24 protein-coding genes and 1 tRNA gene are annotated in these 20,612 nt (G+C 59.3%); 22 read left to right on the top strand and 3 right to left on the bottom strand.

The genetic code is table 11. The features are described 5' to 3' along the window. Positions 1 to 25: 25 nt before the first annotated feature. Positions 26 to 943: a putative 2-dehydropantoate 2-reductase gene (locus AB7M32_RS26880; protein ID WP_454251887.1), complete on the bottom strand. Its 918-nt coding sequence runs from the start codon at positions 941 to 943 to the stop codon at positions 26 to 28. A gap of 142 nt (positions 944 to 1,085) precedes the next feature. On the opposite strand from AB7M32_RS26880, the gene AB7M32_RS26875 reads away from it, so the two are divergent. Further along, entirely contained in the window at positions 1,086 to 1,571 is a 486-nt protein-coding gene (locus AB7M32_RS26875) for a YajQ family cyclic di-GMP-binding protein (RefSeq protein WP_060740892.1), read from the top strand. Positions 1,572 to 1,763: 192 nt separating this feature from the next. Continuing rightward, positions 1,764 to 2,606, top strand: a complete 843-nt coding sequence (locus tag AB7M32_RS26870) for a mechanosensitive ion channel family protein (protein ID WP_060740893.1) — start codon at positions 1,764 to 1,766, stop codon at positions 2,604 to 2,606. A gap of 167 nt (positions 2,607 to 2,773) precedes the next feature. Here AB7M32_RS26870 and AB7M32_RS26865 read toward each other — a convergent pair whose 3' ends face one another. Next, positions 2,774 to 4,027, bottom strand: a complete 1,254-nt coding sequence (locus AB7M32_RS26865) for an OprD family porin (protein WP_060740894.1) — start codon at positions 4,025 to 4,027, stop codon at positions 2,774 to 2,776. Between the two features lie 885 nt (positions 4,028 to 4,912). Here AB7M32_RS26865 and AB7M32_RS26860 point away from each other — a divergent pair. Further along, complete coding sequence (locus AB7M32_RS26860) at positions 4,913 to 5,338, top strand: HIT domain-containing protein (RefSeq protein WP_072408791.1); 426 nt, start codon at positions 4,913 to 4,915, stop codon at positions 5,336 to 5,338. Between the two features lie 3 nt (positions 5,339 to 5,341). After that, positions 5,342 to 5,548 (top strand): SlyX family protein, encoded by a 207-nt coding sequence (locus AB7M32_RS26855; RefSeq protein WP_072408789.1) that lies wholly within the window; start codon positions 5,342 to 5,344, stop codon positions 5,546 to 5,548. 76 nt (positions 5,549 to 5,624) lie between these two features. On the opposite strand, the gene AB7M32_RS26850 is transcribed toward AB7M32_RS26855, so the two are convergent. Further along, entirely contained in the window at positions 5,625 to 6,230 is a 606-nt protein-coding gene (locus AB7M32_RS26850; protein ID WP_454251886.1) for a cold shock domain-containing protein membrane protein, read from the bottom strand. Between the two features lie 395 nt (positions 6,231 to 6,625). Between AB7M32_RS26850 and AB7M32_RS26845 the strand changes: the two genes are divergently transcribed. The 18 genes from AB7M32_RS26845 to AB7M32_RS26760 all read left to right on the top strand — a co-directional run bounded on the left by AB7M32_RS26845 (position 6,626) and on the right by AB7M32_RS26760 (position 20,563). Beyond that, positions 6,626 to 7,096 (top strand): Dps family protein, encoded by a 471-nt coding sequence (locus AB7M32_RS26845; RefSeq protein WP_060740897.1) that lies wholly within the window; start codon positions 6,626 to 6,628, stop codon positions 7,094 to 7,096. Between the two features lie 296 nt (positions 7,097 to 7,392). Then, a complete protein-coding gene (locus AB7M32_RS26840) occupies positions 7,393 to 7,734 on the top strand; it encodes a ribbon-helix-helix domain-containing protein (protein WP_060740898.1) in 342 nt (113 codons plus the stop codon). A gap of 218 nt (positions 7,735 to 7,952) precedes the next feature. Then, a complete protein-coding gene (locus AB7M32_RS26835; protein WP_003178589.1) occupies positions 7,953 to 8,174 on the top strand; it encodes an FmdB family zinc ribbon protein in 222 nt (73 codons plus the stop codon). A 75-nt stretch (positions 8,175 to 8,249) separates the two neighbouring features. Next, the gene (aspS, locus tag AB7M32_RS26830; protein WP_072408785.1) at positions 8,250 to 10,025 is read left to right on the top strand and encodes an aspartate--tRNA ligase; all 1,776 of its coding nucleotides are present in this window, start codon (positions 8,250 to 8,252) and stop codon (positions 10,023 to 10,025) included. Positions 10,026 to 10,145: 120 nt separating this feature from the next. Further along, complete coding sequence (locus AB7M32_RS26825) at positions 10,146 to 10,892, top strand: YebC/PmpR family DNA-binding transcriptional regulator (RefSeq protein ID WP_454251885.1); 747 nt, start codon at positions 10,146 to 10,148, stop codon at positions 10,890 to 10,892. A 193-nt stretch (positions 10,893 to 11,085) separates the two neighbouring features. Continuing rightward, positions 11,086 to 11,610: a crossover junction endodeoxyribonuclease RuvC gene (gene ruvC / locus AB7M32_RS26820; RefSeq protein WP_014339919.1), complete on the top strand. Its 525-nt coding sequence runs from the start codon at positions 11,086 to 11,088 to the stop codon at positions 11,608 to 11,610. Between the two features lie 114 nt (positions 11,611 to 11,724). Continuing rightward, positions 11,725 to 12,333 (top strand): Holliday junction branch migration protein RuvA, encoded by a 609-nt coding sequence (gene ruvA / locus AB7M32_RS26815; protein WP_053124616.1) that lies wholly within the window; start codon positions 11,725 to 11,727, stop codon positions 12,331 to 12,333. Next, the gene (gene ruvB, locus AB7M32_RS26810; protein WP_003178599.1) at positions 12,334 to 13,395 is read left to right on the top strand and encodes a Holliday junction branch migration DNA helicase RuvB; all 1,062 of its coding nucleotides are present in this window, start codon (positions 12,334 to 12,336) and stop codon (positions 13,393 to 13,395) included. A gap of 127 nt (positions 13,396 to 13,522) precedes the next feature. Further along, a complete protein-coding gene (ybgC, locus tag AB7M32_RS26805) occupies positions 13,523 to 13,990 on the top strand; it encodes a tol-pal system-associated acyl-CoA thioesterase (protein WP_003205037.1) in 468 nt (155 codons plus the stop codon). Beyond that, positions 13,980 to 14,675, top strand: coding sequence for a protein TolQ (gene tolQ / locus AB7M32_RS26800; protein ID WP_014339916.1), 696 nt, complete (start codon positions 13,980 to 13,982; stop codon positions 14,673 to 14,675). The genes ybgC and tolQ overlap by 11 nt, the downstream gene beginning before the upstream one ends. A 23-nt stretch (positions 14,676 to 14,698) precedes the next feature. Then, positions 14,699 to 15,151, top strand: coding sequence for a protein TolR (gene tolR, locus AB7M32_RS26795; RefSeq protein ID WP_161798348.1), 453 nt, complete (start codon positions 14,699 to 14,701; stop codon positions 15,149 to 15,151). Further along, on the top strand, positions 15,151 to 16,227 hold the full coding sequence (tolA, locus tag AB7M32_RS26790) for a cell envelope integrity protein TolA (protein WP_454251884.1): 1,077 nt from the start codon (positions 15,151 to 15,153) through the stop codon (positions 16,225 to 16,227). The genes tolR and tolA overlap by 1 nt, the downstream gene beginning before the upstream one ends. Continuing rightward, entirely contained in the window at positions 16,224 to 17,525 is a 1,302-nt protein-coding gene (tolB, locus tag AB7M32_RS26785) for a Tol-Pal system beta propeller repeat protein TolB (protein ID WP_072408782.1), read from the top strand. Before tolA ends, tolB begins: the two co-directional genes overlap by 4 nt. A 52-nt stretch (positions 17,526 to 17,577) precedes the next feature. Beyond that, a complete protein-coding gene (gene pal, locus AB7M32_RS26780) occupies positions 17,578 to 18,075 on the top strand; it encodes a peptidoglycan-associated lipoprotein Pal (RefSeq protein WP_003178634.1) in 498 nt (165 codons plus the stop codon). A gap of 6 nt (positions 18,076 to 18,081) precedes the next feature. After that, positions 18,082 to 18,915, top strand: a complete 834-nt coding sequence (gene ybgF / locus AB7M32_RS26775; protein ID WP_454251883.1) for a tol-pal system protein YbgF — start codon at positions 18,082 to 18,084, stop codon at positions 18,913 to 18,915. Positions 18,916 to 19,082: 167 nt separating this feature from the next. Then, on the top strand, positions 19,083 to 19,730 hold the full coding sequence (gene queE / locus AB7M32_RS26770) for a 7-carboxy-7-deazaguanine synthase QueE (protein ID WP_072408778.1): 648 nt from the start codon (positions 19,083 to 19,085) through the stop codon (positions 19,728 to 19,730). A 19-nt stretch (positions 19,731 to 19,749) separates the two neighbouring features. Next, positions 19,750 to 20,424, top strand: a complete 675-nt coding sequence (gene queC / locus AB7M32_RS26765; protein WP_170862027.1) for a 7-cyano-7-deazaguanine synthase QueC — start codon at positions 19,750 to 19,752, stop codon at positions 20,422 to 20,424. 63 nt (positions 20,425 to 20,487) lie between these two features. Continuing rightward, positions 20,488 to 20,563: transfer RNA gene (locus AB7M32_RS26760), tRNA-Lys, on the top strand. Positions 20,564 to 20,612 lie beyond the last annotated feature (49 nt).

The following is a 20,612-nucleotide window of genomic DNA, read 5'->3' as shown; positions in this document are numbered from 1 at the left end:
ACACGAGGGCCAGCGTAGCCGCTGCTCAGTCGCTGGGCAATCCGAGGTTGTCCAAGTGGACAATCAGTCGCTGGCGCAGTTGTTCCAGGTGCGGCACGCTCAGCTCATGGCGCTGGGCAACCTTGCAGGCGTGGCCGAGCAAATAGCTGATTTCGGTACGGCGCCGATTGGCCACATCCTGGTACATCGAGGAGTAATTGGCGGCCGTGGCCTGGATCACCCGTTCGACCTCCGGTTGCAAATCCTCGGCCGCCGCGGGCTGGCCGCACCGTTCGAGCACATCCGTGAGTTCCGCGCACAGGGTCGCCACTTCGCAGTGGTGTTCCAGCAGGCCGCCGTTCTTGCAGTGATGCAGCACGGTCAGTGGATTGATTGCGCAGTTGAGTGCCAGCTTGCGCCAGAGGCGGGTGAGGATGTCGGTGCTCCATTCGTGGGGGATGCCGGCGGCGACCAGGTCGTCCAGCCAGAACGGCGCCACCGGGTGAGCCGGATCGCCCAACCAGGTGTAGCCATGGCCGGCGAATATCACGCGCCAGTCACCGTCGCGGAACGCACCTTCGGTGCTGGAGGCACTGATGCAACGCGCCAGGGGCACGCAATTGGCCACTGCGTCCTGGCTGCCGAGGCCGTTCTGCAACAGGATCAGTTCCGATTCGGCGCTCAGGCGATGGGCCACCGACGTCACCGCCGCTTCCGCGTCGTAGGCCTTGCAAGCCAGCAGCAGGCGCCTGATCGGCTCCGGGCTGTCTGCCGTTTCGCCCGGTACCGGGTAGCACTGCGCCTGGCCCTGTTCCACCAGCGTCAGCCCACCGGCGCCGCGGTAGGCCTGCAAGCGTGCTTCGTTGCGCAGCACCAGTCGCACCGGTAATCCGGCCCGGGCCAGGCGTGTGGCCCACAACGTGCCGAGACTGCCGGCCCCGAGGACATGCCAGGTGGTCGACATCAGTTTTTTACTCGGATTGGCGCAGGCATCTGAGGGCTCGCAGTGTCGGCAGGAAAAGAGCCGTTATAATGAGCCCGATTTTAACCACAAGCCAAGCGCGCGCCGTTGATACTGGCGCGCCTTTTTATTTGGAGAACACTACATGCCGTCATTCGACGTGGTATCCGAACTGGACAAACACGAAGTCACCAACGCGGTTGAAAATGCCGTCAAGGAACTCGACCGTCGTTATGACCTCAAGGGCAAGGGCAGTTTCGAGTTCAAGGAAAAAGACCTGACCGTGAACCTGACCGCCGAGGCCGAGTTCCAGCTCGAGGCGATGATCGAGATCCTCAAGCTGGCGCTGGTCAAGCGCAAGATCGATGTGCAGTGCCTCGAGGTCAAGGACGCTTATGCCTCGGGCAAGCTGATGAAGCAGGAAGCCGTGCTCAAGGAAGGCATCGACAAGGAGCTGGCGAAGAAAATCGTCGCTCATATCAAGGACGCCAAGCTCAAGGTGCAAGCCGCCATCCAGGGCGAGCAGGTGCGGGTCACCGGCAAGAAGCGTGACGACCTGCAGGAAGCCATTGCGGCACTGCGCGGCAAAGAATTCGGCATGCCCCTGCAATTCAATAACTTCCGCGACTGACCCCTGGTTGTCTGCATGTGGCGAGGGGATTTATCCCCGCTGGGCTGCGAAGCAGCCCCCAAAAGCTGATCATGTCCCTGATACACCACGGCGCAGGCTTTAGGGCTGCTCCGCAGCCCAGCGGGGATAAATCCCCTCGCCACAATGTGTTTCGACTGGTCTTTCGCGGTAACAGGAACAAAGGAGAGAAAGATGGACTTGAATGCTGAAGTGGACAACCTGGTCAAGGCTTCCCAGACCTGGATCCCCATGATCATGGAGTACGGCAGCCGTGTGCTGCTCGCTGTCATCACCCTGGCCATCGGCTGGTGGTTGATCAACAAAGTGACGCAGAAACTGGGTGCGCTGCTGGCCCTGCGTAACGCCGATCTGGCGCTGCAAGGGTTCATCAGTACCCTGGCCAACATCATTTTGAAGATACTGTTGATCGTCAGCGTCGCTTCGATGATCGGTGTGGAGACCACTTCGTTCGTCGCCGCCATTGGTGCCGCCGGCCTGGCGATCGGCCTGGCACTGCAAGGCAGCCTGGCGAACTTCGCCGGTGGCGTGCTGATCCTGCTGTTCCGCCCGTTCCGCATCGGTGACTGGATCGAAGCCCAGGGTGTGGCCGGTACGGTCGATAGCATCCAGATCTTCCACACGGTGTTGCGTACCGGTGACAACAAGACCGTCATCGTGCCCAACGGCAATCTCTCCAACGGCATCATCACCAACACCAACCGTCAGCCGACCCGCAAAGTCGTATTTGATGTCGGCGTGGATTACCAGGCGGACCTGCAAAAGGCCCGGGAAGTGTTGCTGGAGTTGGCCAAGGATGAGCGTGTGCTGGCCGATCCGGCACCTGAAGCGGTGATTTCCACCTTGGGCGACAGTTCCATCACGGTGTCGCTGCGTATCTGGGTGAAAACAGCGGATTATTGGAGTGTGATGTTCATGCTCAATGAACAGGCCCGGGACCGTTTGAAAGAGGCGGGTATTGATATTCCGTTTCCACAACGAGTGATTCGGGTCGTTCAGGAAGGGCCAGCGCAATAACGAGTCGACTATATAACTTGGCGCTGAAGTCAGGTTATGTTTAGTTAGCTTGCTATTTAATAAGTTGCATTAAAGCTGACAGTCAATGGACATAAAAAAACCGCTCACCTGATCCAGGTGAGCGGTTTTTTGTTTGTTGCGGGTACGGCTATCGAACTAGCACTGAATTACAAGATGCTCAGTGGGTATTCGATGATCAGACGGGTGTCATTGTTGTCGTTGCCGTTGATGGCGTTATAGTCGCTGTTGGCGCGGTAGAACGCAGCACGTACGCGGAAAGACAGGTCCTTGGCTGGACCGCTTTGCATAACGTACTTGGTTTCGAAGTCCCACTCGTGCTCTTTACCTTCGGAGCCGCCAGTCTCGATGTTGTCACCGGTAACGTAGCGAGTCATGAAGCTCAGGCCAGGTACGCCATAAGTCTTCATGTTCAGGTCGTAGCGAGCCTGCCAGGAGCGCTCGTCCTGACCGTTGAAGTCGGAGTATTGGATGGAGTTGGCGAGGAAGATGGTGCCGCCGCCGTCAACGCCATACACATAGCCGGTGTCACCGGAGGAGCGCTGGTGAGCCAGGGTGAACTTGTGGGCACCGATGGCATAGGCTGCTGCGAGGGACCAGATACGGTTGTCAACGTCGCCGCTGAGTTTCTGGCCCTGATCCTGGCTGTCATAACCGTTGAAGTCGAAGTTCAGGGACTGATCTTCGTTGATCGGCAGGGTGTAGTTCAGGTTGATGTATTTCTTTTTGTAGTGATCTTCAACGTCGGAAGCCGCTACGCCTGCTACGAAATTGTCGGTGAACTGGTAGGTTGCGCCAACGATGTCAGCAGATTTCAGGCCAAGACCGTCATCTCCCATGCCAGTTTGCGAGCTGATGGCGTTGAAATGACCTGCGCTCAACTCCAAGCCTTTGATTTCTTTGCTGGTGATCAGCGTACCGGTGGCAACTTCTGGCAGCAGACGGCTGTCGTCAGTCGAGAAAACCGGGCTGGTGGTGAACTGGTTACCGTATTTCAGAACGGTGTCGGACAGACGGAATTTAACCGCGCCGCCAACCTTCGATTGTGTGTCTTCCAGGTTGCCGTCGCTGTCACGAGCGAACAGACCGTTACCGGCACGACCGCTACCGCCATCGATGCGAACGGTGCCGAATGCGAAGCCGTCAACGCCTACACCAACGGTACCTTGAGTGAAGCCCGACTCGTAAATGGCACGAGCGGCAACACCAGACTCTTCACGATAACTTTGTGAAGTGCTTGGGTTGTTCTTGAAATCACGGTTCATGTACAGCGCACGGGTCAGAACAGTCAAGCTCTGATCTTCAATAAAACCCTTGGATTCCTCTTGGGAGGACGCCACTGCGAACTGCGAAACGCTGGCCGATACAGCCAGTGCGATCATGCTCCACTTCATCACGCGCATCGTGATTTGCTCCTTTGGTTTTTAGAAGAGTACTGCCGTCCCACCTGTTTTTTTATCTGGGCGGCTCTTTCTTTTTGTGTCGGCGCAAACTTATATCACGTCGACATTCTTTGGCGATACTTGCCCATTCAACCTTTCAGCTTCTTTACGACCATGTCGCCAATGGCTCGATCCATGTCGCATTTCAGCTGTTCCGACGCAACCGTATTCACAACTTTGATGTTGTTTTTTCTTTCCGGCATCGGTGTAAAGAGTCCGTCATTACCGCGCTTGAAGCTCCTGTGGGCAGCCTTGCCGCTTTAATTTTTATGTCGACAGGTACTCGCTTCCGGCGAGGCCCTTTGGACAGTGCGGGTATGAATGCAACAAGCATGCTCAAACCCGAATTTCGTTTACATTTTTTTCACATTTCAGCAGTTGACGCGGTGAAACCTCATGAAACCGGGCCCCAAAGGCCTTGTTTTAAATAGGGTTGACGCATGTATGGCTCTCGTGTTTGCCAGTGAAAAACGTGGCAAGACAACCAAAAACGTTACCGGTTCACCCTACCCAGTGAGTAAATCGCGGATGCTTTGTGCACTGAGCGTAGACGCCCTGTGCTGTTTTGGTGCAAAAAAATTTCAGGTTGTACGAAAATCTTACAGCGTCGAGGCTTTGCCTGGGCCCTGGCACGGTCCTTTCGAGACCTTGCCGTGCTGCTTGCGCTGTGTTGGTGCGTCAGCTTGCACAGGTTGATGCTTGTGGTGAAAAAAATCCTTCGCGGGACGGGCATCGGGACGTTGCGCCGTGATCGATCCGGCGTTCGCAGGTATGCTGCGCATCTGTGCCCGATGCAGGCCTGCGGGTCGCTGAGCCGGGCAGAATCGATAACGAGGAGTACGCGCGGTGTTTGCCTTAGATCCACGACTGCAACAAGACACATTGCCCATCGGCGATTTCCCGTTGTGCCGTTTGCTCTTGTCCAACGACGCCAATTACCCGTGGTTCATCCTCGTGCCGCGGCGAGAAAATATCAGCGAATTGTTTCAGTTGGATGACACAGATCAATTACAGCTGTGGAAAGAAACCACGGCGCTGGCCGAAACCCTCAAGGATTCGTTCGATGCCGACAAGATGAACGTTGCAACCTTAGGTAACGTCGTCAGTCAATTGCATATGCATGTCATCGTGCGCAAACGTGATGATGCTGCCTGGCCTGCGCCGGTCTGGGGCAAGCACCCGGCCCAGCCTTATAATGCAGAGCAGGTCTCGGCCATTCGCGAACGGTTGCGAGTGGCCCTGGCCGATGATTTCAAGTTTCTGGAGGGCTGAACCATGAACCTTGAAGAACGCGTAACCGATCTGGAAAGTCGTCTGGCGTTTCAGGATGACACCATCCAGGCATTGAATGATGTGCTGGTAGCGCAGCAGCGGATTGTCGAGCGGCTGCAGCTGCAGATGGCGGCGCTGCTCAAGCGCCAGGAAGAAATGGCCGGACAATTCGAGTCGTTCGAAGAAGAGGCGCCGCCCCCTCACTACTGATGTGGCCGATTGCCGTTTGACGGGCAATAAAAAACCGCGAGCAGCCAGGCTGCATCGCGGTTTTTTTACGCTTGGATCAGCGGCGCGGCAGCGCAGCGATCACGTCTTCGGCCTGCAGGCCTTTGTCGCGGTTCATCACGGAGAATTCCACGCGCTGGCCTTCCACCAGGACGCGATGGCCTTCGCCACGAATGGCCCGGAAATGCACGAAGATGTCATCGCCGGAGTCGCGGGAAATGAAGCCGAACCCTTTGGACGTGTTGAACCACTTCACCGTGCCGGTATCGCGGTTGGACATGTCGTAGTTCTGCGCAGCGGCGGCCGGCGACGACTTCTTGTAGAAGCTGACGGCCAGGTGCAGTGCCACGGCGAGCAGTGACGCGCCCAGGCTGAACAGAATGGCCGGATGACCGCCAATTTCCGGCATGGGCGCCAGCAGTGCCAGGGTTTGGAGGGCTACGGCCAGCACCAGCAGGGCGCTGACAAGGTTTTGCAGTTGGTGACGTGGACCTTTGTTCCAGTAAGGGATGACAGGAGCAAGGGTCAGGTTGAGCAGGCCGAAAAAGGCCAGGTACAGTGCATCGGGGTGTTGCAGGTAAGGTGTGGCTTCGGAACCCAGGCTAGGGATGAAGGACAGCAGCAGGGCAGCTGCGCCCATTAGCAAGTGGACGATTTTCAACATTTTGATTGGCTCACGGTTAAGACAGATCACAAGGAAGAGCGGGTCGGGCACGGTTCGCTTCGAAACAATGAGAGGCGTTGGACACGTACCCGAATCAGCCTATGCGTTACGCCCGGAAAAATAAGCGTAGCGACACACTGCCTATTTAACAGCAAAGCTCGGGCCTTCTCAAACCCGTTACGGGCGCGGACCGCGCTGTTCGTCGGCCAGAAAAGCCCCGTGGCTGCTTGAACGCGCCAGGCAAGCGGCGTTGAATTTCCCAGGTGCCGGAACCGTCGGTCATCCTGGCTTGTCGGTTCTGAAGGGCTGGCAATCTGTCGCAGGCCGTAGGCGGCCAGAACCACTACAGTGGGTAGGGCCGTTGTCGAATTCATCACCTCAGGAGATCAAACCCCATGGCAATTGATATCGGTATCAGTGAAGAAGACCGCAAGTCCATCGTCGACGGGCTTTCGCGCCTGTTGTCGGATACCTACGTGCTGTATCTCAAGACCCACAATTTCCACTGGAACGTCACAGGGCCGATGTTTCGGACCTTGCACCTGATGTTCGAGGAGCAATACAACGAGCTGGCCCTGGCGGTGGACCTGATTGCCGAGCGAATCCGCGCCCTTGGCTTCCCGGCCCCGGGTGCCTACTCGGTGTATGCACGCCTGTCCTCTATCAAGGAAGAGGAAGGCGTGCCTGCTGCCGAAGACATGATCCGGCAACTGGTCGAGGGCCAGGAAGCGGTGACGCGTACGGCCCGTGGCATCTTTCCTTTATTGGACAAGGTCAGCGATGAGCCCACGGCCGACCTGCTGACCCAGCGCATGCAGGTTCACGAAAAGACCGCGTGGATGCTGCGGGCGCTGTTGGAAAACTAATAAGGTGTCGTGGCGAGGGAGCTTGCTCCCGCTGGGCTGCGCGGCGGCCCAAACCCGCCAGACACAGGTCTTACGACTGCTGCGCAGCCGAACGGGAGCAAGCTCCCTCGCCACAAGGGCGATATCGCCTGCACGCTGGGTGTAGGACGGCGTAATTCATCGCTGGCCTTCTGTTGGCTTGTCCTACATCCATGGTCATAAAGTCGTCTGGAACTGGCGATGCCGTTGAGCTTCCATAGAGCCACAGATGGGTTGATCCAACCCAGAGGCTCGTATGGCAAAGGAGTGTCAACGGTATGATTCAAGGAAAAGAACCCGGGGAAGGGCGGTTGGGGCGTTTTCAGCCCATCAGCGTCGACCCGTTCATCCGGGGGTTCGATATGCAACTGGCCCGGCCCTTGGCCCGATCCATTCGCCTGAACGGGTTCGCCACCTGTCTGCGGCTGGAACAGGTCTATTGGGATATCCTCGGTGACATGGCCGAGCTCAACCGCTGCTCCATCAGCACGTTGCTGTCCCATGTGGACAGGGAAGTGCACCTGCGCCATGGCGGGGTGCGCAATTTCAGCGGGCTGGTGCGCGTAGTCTGCGTGGTGCACAGTTTGAAGGAAACCGGGATGGATCATGGTGCGGCGTAGGCGCTGCCGAAGGCTGCGATCTTTTGATCTTGCGCTTGGGACTCAAGTGTCTGGGGCAAGATCGCAGCCTCGTTGCACTCGTCAGCTCCTACATGGCGTTCACTCGGCAATGGCTGTGCGGTCTTACGGCTGCAAAGGCCGCATTTAATGGATATAATCCCGCTCTTTGCCGCAAAGCCCCGCCTTTGCGCGAGTAACCTGATCGCCGAGACAACCCCATGCCGATGTACGACTATCAATGTGCTTCCTGTGGTCATCAGATGGAAGCCATTCAAAAGATCAGCGCGGCACCGCTGGTCGACTGCCCTGCCTGCCAGGCGCCGGAACTGAAAAAGATGCTCTCCATGCCTGGTTTCCGCCTTGGCGGCACGGGCTGGTATGAAACCGACTTCAAGACCGGCGCCAAGAAAAACCTGGCCGGTGGCGACAAAGCTGATTGAGTTGAATACGCGCGAGTTCTTGCACGGGCAGGGCCTCCAACCGAATGTCGAATTACGAGAAGTGAAACCACTACCATGATGCGCAGCCATTATTGCGGCCAACTGAACGAAAGCCTGGAAGGTCAGGAAGTTACTCTTTGCGGATGGGTCCATCGTCGCCGTGACCATGGCGGGGTGATTTTCCTCGATATCCGTGATCGTGAAGGCCTGGCCCAGGTGGTGTTCGATCCGGACCGCGCTGAAACCTTCGCCACCGCCGACCGCGTGCGCAGCGAATACGTCGTCAAGATCACCGGCAAGGTGCGCCTGCGCCCGGCCGGCGCCGGCAACGCCAACATGGCGTCGGGCATGATCGAAGTGCTGGGCTACGAGCTGGAAGTGCTCAACGAGTCGGAAACCCCGCCGTTTCCACTCAACGAATACTCCGACGTGGGCGAGGAAACCCGCCTGCGCTACCGCTTCATCGACCTGCGTCGCCCGGAAATGGCCGAGAAGCTGCGCCTGCGCTCGCGCATGACCACCAGCATCCGTCGTTATCTGGACGAAAACGGCTTCCTTGACGTCGAGACGCCGATCCTGACCCGCGCCACGCCGGAAGGCGCCCGCGACTACCTGGTGCCGAGCCGTACCCACCCCGGCAGCTTCTTCGCCCTGCCGCAGTCGCCACAGCTGTTCAAGCAACTGCTGATGGTGGCCGGGTTCGATCGCTACTACCAGATCGCCAAGTGTTTCCGCGACGAAGACCTGCGTGCCGACCGTCAGCCTGAGTTCACTCAGATCGACATCGAGACCAGCTTCCTCGACGAAAAAGACATCATGGGCCTGACCGAAGGCATGATCCGCAACCTGTTCAAGGAAGTGTTGGGTCTGGAGTTCGGCGAGTTCCCGCACATGACCTTCGAAGAGGCCATGCGCCGCTACGGTTCCGACAAGCCGGACCTGCGTAACCCGCTGGAACTGGTGGACGTGGCCGATCAGCTCAAGGACGTCGAGTTCAAGGTGTTCAGCGGCCCGGCCAACGACCCTAAATGCCGTATCGCGGCCCTGCGTGTTCCAGGCGGCGCCAGCATGCCACGCAAGCAGATCGACGATTACACCAAGTTCGTCGGTATCTACGGTGCCAAGGGCCTGGCGTACATCAAGGTCAACGAGCGCGCCGCCGGTGTCGACGGCTTGCAATCGCCTATTGTAAAAAACATCCCGGAAGCCAACCTCAATGTGATCCTCGATCGCGTGGGTGCGGTTGACGGCGACATCGTGTTCTTCGGCGCCGACAAGGCCAAGATCGTCAGCGAAGCCCTGGGCGCGCTGCGCATCAAGCTGGGCCATGACCTGAAGCTGCTGACGTGCGAGTGGGCACCGATGTGGGTCGTTGACTTCCCGATGTTCGAAGAAAACGACGACGGCAGCTTCTCCGCGCTGCACCACCCGTTCACCGCGCCGAAGTGCTCGCCGCAAGAGTTGGAGGCCAACCCGGCCACCGCTCTGTCGCGCGCCTACGACATGGTCCTGAACGGTACCGAGCTGGGTGGCGGTTCGATCCGTATCCATCGCAAGGAAATGCAACAGGCGGTGTTCCGCCTGCTGGGCATCGACGAAGCCGAGCAGGAAGAGAAGTTCGGCTTCCTGCTGGACGCGCTGAAATACGGTGCACCGCCCCACGGTGGCCTGGCCTTCGGCCTGGACCGCCTGGTGATGCTGATGACCGGCGCCCAGTCGATCCGTGAAGTGATCGCGTTCCCGAAAACCCAGAGCGCGGCCGATGTCATGACCCAGGCGCCGGGCGTGGTGGACGCCAAGGCGTTGCGCGAGTTGCACATTCGTCTGCGTGAACAGCCAAAGGCTGAGTAAGGCTGGCACCTGAGAGGGCGCATCTTCGGATGCGCCTTTTCATTGGGGTCGATATTTCTGATTGCCGGCCACTGCCCACGCGCAGGGCGGGCAATGTTCCAAAGAGAAACGGAGCGAGTTATGGCAGGTCATTCCAAGTGGGCGAACATCAAGCACCGCAAAGAACGTCAGGATGCCAAGAGAGGCAAGATCTTCACTAAGTGGATCCGTGAGCTGACGGTCGCGGCCCGCCAGGGTGGCGGCGATCCGGGTTCCAACCCGCGTCTGCGCCTGGCCCTGGACAAGGCCTTGGGTGCCAACATGAGCCGCGACATCATCGACCGGGCCATCGCCCGTGGCGCCGGTGCGACCGAGGCCGACAACGTTGAAGAGCTGACCTACGAAGGGTATGGCCCGGGCGGCGTGGCGGTGATGGTCGAATGCATGACCGACAACCGCAACCGTACCGCTGCCGCCGTGCGTCACGCGTTCAGCAAATGTGGTGGCAACCTGGGCACCGATGGCTCGGTGGCCTATCTGTTCGAGCGCAAGGGGCAAATCAGCTTCGCCCCGGGCCTCGATGAAGATGCCCTGACGGAAGCGGCCCTGGAGGCCGACGCCGATGACGTGGTCAGCCATGAAGACGGTTCGTTCGACGTGTTCACCTCGTTCGCCAGCTTCTATGCCGTGCGCAATGCCCTGGAGGCGGCCGGTTTCAAGCCCGCCGACGCGGAAATCGTCATGCAGCCGACCACCAGTGCCGAACTGGACCTGGAAGGCGCCGAGAAGGTGCTCAAGCTGATCGACATGCTGGAAGACCTGGATGACGTGCAGAGCGTTTATTCCAACGCCGATATTCCGGAGTCGGTGGCCGAACAGCTGGGCTGATGGGCGTAATGCTGCTCACTTAAGGCCTGTTTGAAATCATTGTGGCGAGGGAGCTTGCTCCGCTGGAGTGCGAAGCACTCCCAAAAAAGGTCTGCTGCGCAGCCCAGCGGGAGCAAGCTCCCTCGCCACGGATCCACTGCAAGTCCTTGATGAGCTGTATCCTCTTGTAACCGCATTACCTTTCGCAGGCGTTATGACTTTAATCCTTGGTATCGACCCAGGTTCGCGCATCACCGGCTACGGTGTGGTTCGCGATACCGGGCGCGGCTGCGTGTACGTCGCCTCTGGTTGCATCCGCACCGGTGCGGGCGAGCTGCATGAGCGCCTGCAGATCGTTTATCGCGGCGTGCGCGAAGTCATCCAGACCTACGGCCCGGTGACCATGGGCATCGAACGGGTCTTCATGGCGCGTAACGCCGATTCGGCCCTGAAGCTGGGGCAGGCCCGGGGCGCGGCCATTGTGGCTGGCGCCGAGGAAAACCTGGAGATCGCCGAGTACACCGCGACCCAGGTCAAGCAGGCGGTCGTCGGTACAGGGGCGGCGAACAAGGAGCAGGTGCAAATGATGGTCATGCACCTGTTGAAACTGGTCAGCAAGCCGCAAATCGACGCCTCCGACGCCCTGGCCATCGCCATTTGCCATGCCCATACCCGTTCCAGTCTGTTGCCTCATGGTCTGGGGACTGCACGCAGTCGTGGCGGGCGCCTGCGTCTCTGATAGCATCAGCGCAATCTTCGTGAGCCCGAGCATCTTGCGCCTGTGTCGTCGGCCTTCTTGCCCGGGCTGTTATTCGCCAGCCCGCGGGCTGGCCAACACCCAAGGATCTGAAACGTGATTGGACGCTTGCGCGGCACCCTGGCTGAAAAACAGCCGCCGCACCTGATTCTGGATGTAAATGGCCTGGGTTATGAGCTGGAAGTGCCCATGACCACGCTGTATCGCTTGCCGTCGGTCGGCGAGCCGCTGACCCTGCACACCCATTTGGTCGTGCGCGAGGATGCGCAGTTACTCTATGGCTTCGTCGGCAAGCGCGAGCGGGATTTCTTCCGCGAGTTGATCCGTCTCAATGGCGTCGGCCCGAAACTGGCCCTGGCCTTGATGTCGAGCCTGGAAGTCGACGAACTGGTGCGCTGCGTGCAGTCCCAGGACACCTCGGCGCTGACCAAGGTGCCGGGGGTGGGCAAGAAAACCGCCGAGCGCCTGCTGGTCGAACTCAAGGATCGCTTCAAGGCCTGGGAGGCGGTGCCGGCGATGTTCGCCTTGGTGCCGAACCAGCCGGACGCGCCGGTGCCGGCGGTCAGCGCCGAAAACGATGCGGTCACCGCGTTGATCTCCCTGGGCTACAAGCCGCAGGAGGCCAGCAAGGCGATTTCCGCCATCAAGGAAAAAGGCCTGAGCACCGAAGACATGATTCGCCGTGCCCTGAAGGGAATGATTTAAGTGATTGAAGCTGACCGTCTGATCGCCGCCACGGGCGCACCCCGTGACCGCGAGGAAATCCAGGACCGCGCGATTCGTCCTGTCAGCCTGGCCGACTACATCGGCCAACCGACCGTGCGCGAGCAGATGGAGCTGTTCATCCAGGCGGCCCGTGGGCGCAGCGAGTCTTTGGACCACACCTTGATCTTCGGCCCGCCGGGCCTGGGCAAGACCACCCTGGCCAACATCATTGCCCAGGAAATGGGTGTCTCGATCAAGAGCACGTCGGGGCCGGTGCTTGAACGGCCGGGCGATCTGGCGGCGTTGCTGACCAACCTTGAGCCCCATGACGTACTCTTCATCGACGAAATCCATCGGTTGTCGCCGATCGTCGAGGAAGTGCTGTACCCGGCCATGGAAGATTTCCAGCTCGACATCATGATTGGCGAAGGGCCGGCGGCGCGCTCCATCAAGCTGGACCTGCCGCCCTTCACCCTGGTGGGCGCCACCACCCGTGCCGGCATGCTGACCAACCCGCTGCGGGACCGTTTCGGTATCGTCCAGCGCCTGGAGTTCTACAACAACGCCGACCTGGCGACGATTGTCAGCCGCTCGGCGGGCATCCTCGGGTTGCCGCTGGACCCCGACGGTGCTTATGAGATCGCCCGGCGTGCCCGGGGTACGCCGCGGATCGCCAACCGTTTGCTGCGCCGGGTCCGGGATTTTGCCGAAGTCCGGGCCAAGGGCCACATCACCAAGCCGATTGCCGACCTGGCGCTGAACCTGCTGGACATCGACGAGCGTGGTTTCGACCATCAGGACCGGCGCCTGCTGCTGACCATGATCGAGAAGTTCGACGGTGGCCCGGTGGGCGTGGACAGTCTGGCGGCGGCCATCAGCGAAGAGCGCCACACGATTGAAGATGTGCTGGAACCGTACCTGATCCAACAGGGCTATATCATGCGCACGCCTCGCGGGCGCGTGGTGACCCGCCATGCTTATCTGCACTTTGGCTTAAACATCCCGACACGAATGGGCGAGATGCCGGTGGTAGACGAATTCCTCGATGCCGTGGACGATTGAACGAGCTCTGTACGCCGACTTTTTTCCGGTTCGTGCTGTCCCAGACGACGCCTGGAGCGTCAATGCGTTCGAGAATGAAAAAACAGTTGCCTGGCCGATTGGCAACCTGAGGAGTAAGCACTAGAGTATGCGCGCGCAAAACGGGCTGGAGTCGTTCGCACATCGCTGTCGCGTTTATTACGAGGACACCGATGCTGGCGGCATCGTCTACTACGTCAATTACCTCAAGTTTATGGAACGGGCTCGAACCGAACGGCTGCGGGAACTGGGTTTTGCCCAATCCGCGCTGGCAGGGGAGGACCTGTTATTCGTCGTGCATTCCAGCGAAGCGCGTTACCACGCGCCGGCGCGACTGGACGACGAACTGGTGGTAAGTGCCGATGTCATCGAATTGAACCGTGTCAGCCTGCGCTTCAAGCAGCAGGTCAGGCGGGCTACGGATAACGTGCTGCTCTGCGAAGGGCAGTTTTTGGTGGCCTGTGTGCGCACCCATAGTTTGAAACCCCGGGCCATTCCCGAAGCTCTACGTGCGGCCTTTGCCGGCGTGAGCGGCGCGGGTACACACTCAGAGCAGGAGATAAAGCGTGGAAGCTAACGTCGTCGACCATTCCTCCATGTGGAGCCTGGTCAGCAATGCCAGCGTCGTGGTGCAACTGGTAATGCTGACCCTGGTAGCCGCATCGGTGACCTCATGGATCATGATCTTTCAGCGCAGCAACATGCTGCGCGCCGGTCGCCGTGCCCTGGAGAGCTTCGAAGAGCGCTTCTGGTCTGGCATCGACCTGTCCAAGCTCTATCGCCAGGCCGGCAGCAACCCGGACCCGGACTCGGGCGTCGAGCAGATCTTCCGGGCCGGCTTCAAGGAGTTCTCTCGCCTGCGCCAGCAGCCGGGCGTCGACCCTGAGGCGGTGATGGAAGGTGTGGCCCGTGCCATGCGCGTCGCCATTTCCCGCGAGGAAGAAAAGCTCGAACAGGGCCTGTCCTTCCTGGCCACCGTTGGTTCGGTCAGCCCGTACATCGGTCTGTTCGGTACCGTGTGGGGGATCATGAACTCCTTCCGTGGCCTGGCTTCCGCCCAGCAAGCGACCCTCGCCACTGTGGCCCCGGGCATCGCCGAGGCACTGATCGCCACCGCCATCGGTCTGTTCGCGGCCATTCCGGCCGTGATCGCCTACAACCGCTTCGCTGCCCGCAGCGAGATGCTGACCGGCCGTTACTACACCTTCGCCGATGAATTCCAGGCGATCCTGCACCGTAAAGTGCACACCAGCGAAGAATAAGCAGGTATTTCCCAATGGCTTTAATCGCTCGAGCCCGAAAAAAGCGCAAGCCGGTCGCCGAGATGAACGTGGTGCCCTACATCGATGTGATGTTGGTGCTGCTGGTCATCTTCATGGTGACCGCGCCCATGCTCAATCAGGGCGTGAAGGTCGATCTGCCCAAGGTTTCCAGCGAAGCCTTGCCGCAGGACAACAACACCCAGGTACTGACCATTTCGATCAAGGCTGACAAGACCTACTACTGGAACCTTGGCAGTGAAGTGGACACCGAGAAGCAGCAGGACCGGGCCATGACCTTGCCGCAGATGACCGATGCGGTGACCAAGATCATTCGTGTCGGCAACGATGCCGGCAAGCGCACGCAAGTCTTCATTCGCGGCGACAAGACCGTCGACTACGGTGCCGTGATGGGGGCCATGGGCGGCCTGCAGAAAGCCGGGGTCGGTAATGTTGGCTTGATCACTGAGGCGCCCTGATGCAGCAACAGCGAGAGCCGTCCGCCTCGGAAAGCTACTTCTGGCCCAGTGTCCTGGCTATCGGCCTGCATGTGCTGGTGTTCGGCATGCTGTTCGTCAGTTTTGCCATGACCCCGGAGTTGCCACCGGCCAAGCCGATCGTGCAGGCGACGTTGTACCAGCTCAAGTCGAAAAGCCAGGCTACGACCCAGACGAACCAGAAGCTTGCCGGTGAGGCGAAGAAATCCGCCGCGCGCCAGACTGAAGTCGAGCAGATGGAACAGAAGAAGGTCGAGCAGGAAGCGATAAAGGCCGCGGAACAAAAGAAAGAGGAAGCGGCTCAAAAGGCCGAGGAAGCCAAGAAGGCCGATGAGGCGAAGAAAGCGGACGAGGCGAAAAAGGCTGACGAAGCCAAGAAAGCCGACGATGCGAAGAAAGCCGAGGCCAAGAAGGCAGAAGAGAAACAATTGGCTGATATAGCCAAGAAGAAGGCCGAAGACGAAGCCAAGAAAGCGGCTGAAGAAGAGGCCAAGAAAGCGGCCGCTGAAGAAGCGAAGAAAAAGATCGTCGAGGACGCCAAGAAGAAAGCGGCCGAAGACGCCAAGAAAAAAGCTGAAGCTGAAGAGGCGAAAAAGAAAGTCGCCGAAGACGCGAAGAAGAAAGCCGCCGCCGACGCCGCCAAGAAAAAGGCCCAGGACGCAGCGCGTAAGTCCGCCGAAGACAAAAAGGCCCAGGCCTTGGCAGATCTGCTTTCCGACACGCCGGAGCGCCAGCAGGCCTTGGCCGATGAGCAGGGTGATGAAGTTGCCGGCAGCTACGATGATCTGATTCGCGCCCGGGCGGCGGAAGGCTGGGCTCGTCCACCTTCGGCGCGCAAAGGCATGACGGTAGTATTGCAAATCGGCATGTTGCCCGACGGTACGGTTACCTCGGTCAGCGTCGCCAAGTCCAGTGGTGACGGTCCGTTCGACGCTTCGGCGGTCGCAGCGGTCAAGAACATTGGGCGTTTGACGGAAATGCAAGGAATGAAACCGAGCGACTTTGCTCCCTATCGTTCATTCAAGATGACATTCACACCTGAGGATCTAGCCTTGTGAGAAACCTTCTTCGATCAATGCTGGTCGTTATCTGCTGCCTGGCAGGGATAGCGGTAGCAGAGGAAAAGAACATCCTGGTCACCAGCGGCAGCGACCGGGCCACCCCGATCGCCGTCGTACCGTTCGGCTGGCAGGGCGGTAACGTCCTGCCGGACGACATGGCGGAAATCATCGGCAACGACCTGCGCAACTCGGGTTACTACGCGCCGATTCCGAAGCAGAACATGATCAGCCTGCCAACCCAGGCCAGCGAAGTCATCTACCGTGACTGGAAGGCCCTGGGCGCCCAGTACATCATGGTCGGCAGCATCGTTCCGGCCGGCGGTCGCCTGCAGGTGCAGTACGCCCTGTTCAACGTCGCCACCGAGCAGCAAGTGCTGACCGGCAGCGTGTCGGGCAGCGTCGATCAGTTGCGCGACATGTCGCACTACATCGCCGACCAGTCGTTCGAGAAACTCACCGGCATCAAGGGCGCGTTCTCCACTCGCATGCTCTACGTGACGGCCGAGCGTTTCTCCGAGAACAACACCCGCTATACCCTGCAGCGTTCCGACTACGACGGCGCGCGTGCGGTGACCTTGCTGCAATCGCGCGAGCCGATCCTGTCGCCGCGCTTCGCCCCCGATGGCAAGCGCATCGCCTATGTCTCGTTCGAGCAGAAGCGTCCGCGTATTTTCGTGCAGCACATCGACACCGGTCGTCGTGAGCAGATCACTAACTTCGAAGGCCTCAACGGCGCACCAGCCTGGTCGCCGGACGGTTCGCGCCTGGCGTTCGTACTGTCCAAGGACGGTAACCCGGACATCTATGTGATGAATCTGGCTTCGCGCTCGATCTCTCGCGTCACCAACGGCCCGGGCATCAACACCGAACCGTTCTGGGGCAAGGATGGCTCGACCATCTACTTCACCTCCGACCGTGGCGGCAAGCCTCAGATCTACAAGACCAGTGCCGGTGGCGGCGGTGCCGAGCGCGTGACGTTCGTCGGTAACTACAACGCCAACCCTAAACTGTCGGCGGACGAAAAGACCCTGGTGATGATCCATCGCCAGGACGGTTTCACCAATTTCAAGGTGGCGGCCCAGGATTTGCAGCGCGGAAGTGTAAAAATCCTCACTGATAGCACTCTGGACGAGTCACCCACTGTTGCGCCCAACGGCACCATGGTAATCTACGCCACCCGCCAGCAGGGCCGGGGAGTCTTGATGCTCGTGTCCATTAATGGACGCGTGAGGCTCCCGCTTCCTACCGCACAAGGCGAAGTCAGAGAACCGTCCTGGTCCCCTTACCTGAACTGACGCGGCGCAATACGTTTTACTTAACACACTGGGGTTCATTAGGAGTTTCACGATGGAAATGCTGAAGTTTGGTAAATTTGCTGCGCTGGCTCTGGCCATGGCTGTAGCTGTAGGTTGCTCGTCCAAAGGCGGCGACAATGCCGGTGAAGGCGCTGTTGATCCAAACGCTGGTTACGGCGCTAACACTGGTGCCGTTGACGGCTCCCTGAGCGAAGAAGCTGCTCTGCGCGCAATCACCACCTTCTACTTCGAATACGACAGCTCGGACCTGAAGCCAGAAGCCATGCGCGCTCTGGACGTTCACGCCAAGGACCTGAAAGCGAACGGCGCTCGCGTTGTTCTGGAAGGCAACACCGACGAACGTGGTACTCGTGAGTACAACATGGCACTGGGCGAGCGTCGTGCGAAAGCCGTTCAGCGCTACCTGGTACTGCAAGGTGTTTCCCCAGCTCAGCTGGAACTGGTTTCCTACGGCGAAGAGCGTCCAGTTGCCACCGGCAACGACGAGCAGTCCTGGGCTCAAAACCGTCGCGTCGAACTGCGTAAGTAATTCGTCATGCGAACGTGCCGTCGTGCTGTAACTGTTCTGGCTCTCAGCCTCGCGCCGCTTGCGGTGTGGGCTGCGGTTCCTGTGGTCGATAACGATGCCGGCTATAACAATAGCGGGAGCAGCTATCCGCCTGCGGGTTACGGTACGAACGGCGCCTATGCCGGGGGAGGGGTTTCGGCCCCTGTCTCGGCACAGGGCCAGCTGTTCAACCAACTGCAGCAAATGCAGGATCAGATCTCGCGCCAACAGGGTGTGATCGAAGAACTGCAAAATGATATTTCGCGCATGAAGCAGGAAAGCCTGGAGCGATACCAGGATCTTGATCGGCGCATAGGATCCGGCGTTGCACCTGCCGCGACTCCTGAGAATTCTCCAACCGGTGGCGACTTGAATGCCCCCGGTGCAGCCGCAGGCGCGGGGGCAGCTGCTCCAGCAGCGCCTGCCGCCGGTGGCGAGCCGGCTGATCCGGCGAAGGAAAAGCTCTATTACGATGCTGCCTTCGACCTGATCAAAGCCAAGGATTTCGACAAAGCCAGCCAGGCCTTTGCCGCTTTCCTGCGCAAATACCCAAACAGCCAGTACGCGGGCAATGCCCAATACTGGCTGGGTGAAGTGAACCTGGCCAAGGGCGACCTGCAAGGTGCCGGCCAGGCGTTCGCCAAGGTTTCGCAACTGTATCCCAAGCACGCCAAGGTGCCGGATTCGCTGTACAAGCTGGCTGACGTGGAGCGCCGTCTCGGTCACGCTGACAAGGTGAAAGGCATTCTGCAGCAGGTGGTGGCCCAATATCCGGGTACATCCGCGGCTCAGTTGGCCCAGCGTGATCTACAGCGCATGTAAGCCGGTTTGACCTGTTTTGAAGAAACCCGCGCCTGTCGCGGGTTTTTTCGTTAGAATTCACGCCCTTTTTTATGAAACACGCTTTTTGGGATCTGCGCGTTGGCGGGGTTCCTTGAAGTGCCTGACGGAGGCGGACAGCCTGTTTAGCTGTTACGCCCGTGGCGACTATGCAAGACACATTGAGAATCACCGAAGTTTTTTACTCGTTGCAGGGTGAAACGCGAACGGCTGGGCTGCCCACGGTATTCGTGCGCCTCACCGGTTGTCCGTTGCGTTGCCAATACTGTGACAGCGCGTACGCCTTCAGTGGCGGCACCGTGCGAACCCTCGACGATATCCTGGAACAAGTGGCCAGTTATCGTCCGCGTTATGTCTGTGTCACGGGCGGCGAGCCCTTGGCGCAACCCAACGCCATCCCCTTGCTCAAGCAGTTGTGTGATGCCGGTTACGAGGTTTCGCTGGAAACCAGCGGTGCCCTGGATATCTCGGCCGTCGACCCGCGTGTCAGCCGCGTTGTGGACCTGAAAACCCCAGGCTCCAAGGAGGCGCACCGCAACCGCTATGAAAATATCGAACTGCTGACGCCCAACGATCAGGTCAAGTTCGTGATCTGTTCGCGGGAGGATTATGACTGGGCCGTGTCCAAGTTGATCCAGTACGGGCTCGACCAGCGGGCCGGCGAAGTGTTGTTGTCGCCGAGTCATCACGATTTGAACGCCCGGGATCTGGCGGATTGGGTGGTGGCGGATAACTTGCCGGTGCGCCTGCAACTGCAGCTGCATAAATATCTTTGGAACGACGAGCCGGGGCGCTGAGATGACTGAACATTCGAACATGGCTGAAAAACGTGCGGTCATCCTGTTGTCCGGTGGCCTGGATTCGGCCACGGTCGTGGCCATGGCTCGTGCCGAAGGCTACCGCTGCTACACCATGAGTTTCGACTATGGCCAGCGCCACCGCGCTGAGTTGCACGCCGCGGAACGGGTTGCCCGGGACTTGGGCGTGGTGGAGCACAAGGTGATCGGCCTGAACCTCAATGGCATCGGTGGCTCGGCCCTGACCGACAGTTCCATCGACGTGCCCGAGGCGCCTAGCGAGGGTATTCCGGTGACGTATGTGCCTGCGCGTAACACGGTGTTTCTTTCCCTGGCGTTGGGGTGGGCCGAAGTGCTGGGCGCCCGTGACATTTTCATTGGCGTCAATGCCGTGGATTATTCCGGCTACCCGGATTGCCGCCCGGAGTTCGTCGAAGCGTTCGAGCGCATGGCCAACCTGGCGACCAAGGCCGGTGTGGAGGGGCAGGGTTTCCGCATCCAGGCGCCGTTGCAGAATCTCAGCAAGGCCGACATCGTCAAGGCGGGCGTGAAGCTTGGCGTGGACTACGGGCTCACCGTTTCCTGCTATCAGGCCGACGATCAGGGCCGCGCTTGCGGCAAATGCGACAGCTGCCGCCTGCGTGCAGAGGGCTTCGCCGCGGCGGGTGTAAGCGATCCAACCCGTTATTTTTGATTTATTTCAAATTAAGTGTTGAATAGTCCTTAGAAATCAGTATTATACGCGCCACCACACAGCGGGTCGTTAGCTCAGTTGGTAGAGCAGTTGGCTTTTAACCAATTGGTCGTAGGTTCGAATCCCACACGACCCACCATTTTTAGCTGTTTTAAAAGTCTGGAAGGCCCACGAAAGTGAGGATTTCC

This window comes from Pseudomonas sp. R151218B TE3479, assembly GCF_053629195.1.
Note: the sequence above shows the minus strand (reverse complement) of the source record. Positions and strands in the feature narration are given on the sequence as shown.

Excerpts from the sequence above, each read along its gene's own strand:
- queE (WP_072408778.1), top strand. The coding sequence starts at position 19,083 with ATGCAAGACACATTGAGAATCACCGAAGTTTTTTACTCGTTGCAGGGT.
- AB7M32_RS26870 (WP_060740893.1), top strand. The coding sequence starts at position 1,764 with ATGGACTTGAATGCTGAAGTGGACAACCTGGTCAAGGCTTCCCAGACC.
- AB7M32_RS26875 (WP_060740892.1), top strand. The coding sequence starts at position 1,086 with ATGCCGTCATTCGACGTGGTATCCGAACTGGACAAACACGAAGTCACC.
- tolA (WP_454251884.1), top strand. The coding sequence starts at position 15,151 with ATGCAGCAACAGCGAGAGCCGTCCGCCTCGGAAAGCTACTTCTGGCCC.
- ybgF (WP_454251883.1), top strand. The coding sequence starts at position 18,082 with ATGCGAACGTGCCGTCGTGCTGTAACTGTTCTGGCTCTCAGCCTCGCG.
- aspS (WP_072408785.1), top strand. The coding sequence starts at position 8,250 with ATGATGCGCAGCCATTATTGCGGCCAACTGAACGAAAGCCTGGAAGGT.
- AB7M32_RS26825 (WP_454251885.1), top strand. The coding sequence starts at position 10,146 with ATGGCAGGTCATTCCAAGTGGGCGAACATCAAGCACCGCAAAGAACGT.
- AB7M32_RS26840 (WP_060740898.1), top strand. The coding sequence starts at position 7,393 with ATGATTCAAGGAAAAGAACCCGGGGAAGGGCGGTTGGGGCGTTTTCAG.
- AB7M32_RS26880 (WP_454251887.1), bottom strand. The coding sequence starts at position 943 with ATGTCGACCACCTGGCATGTCCTCGGGGCCGGCAGTCTCGGCACGTTG.
- AB7M32_RS26850 (WP_454251886.1), bottom strand. The coding sequence starts at position 6,230 with ATGTTGAAAATCGTCCACTTGCTAATGGGCGCAGCTGCCCTGCTGCTG.
- pal (WP_003178634.1), top strand. The coding sequence starts at position 17,578 with ATGGAAATGCTGAAGTTTGGTAAATTTGCTGCGCTGGCTCTGGCCATG.
- AB7M32_RS26855 (WP_072408789.1), top strand. The coding sequence starts at position 5,342 with ATGAACCTTGAAGAACGCGTAACCGATCTGGAAAGTCGTCTGGCGTTT.
- queC (WP_170862027.1), top strand. The coding sequence starts at position 19,750 with ATGGCTGAAAAACGTGCGGTCATCCTGTTGTCCGGTGGCCTGGATTCG.
- AB7M32_RS26865 (WP_060740894.1), bottom strand. The coding sequence starts at position 4,027 with ATGCGCGTGATGAAGTGGAGCATGATCGCACTGGCTGTATCGGCCAGC.
- AB7M32_RS26845 (WP_060740897.1), top strand. The coding sequence starts at position 6,626 with ATGGCAATTGATATCGGTATCAGTGAAGAAGACCGCAAGTCCATCGTC.
- ybgC (WP_003205037.1), top strand. The coding sequence starts at position 13,523 with ATGCGCGCGCAAAACGGGCTGGAGTCGTTCGCACATCGCTGTCGCGTT.
- AB7M32_RS26835 (WP_003178589.1), top strand. The coding sequence starts at position 7,953 with ATGCCGATGTACGACTATCAATGTGCTTCCTGTGGTCATCAGATGGAA.
- ruvC (WP_014339919.1), top strand. The coding sequence starts at position 11,086 with ATGACTTTAATCCTTGGTATCGACCCAGGTTCGCGCATCACCGGCTAC.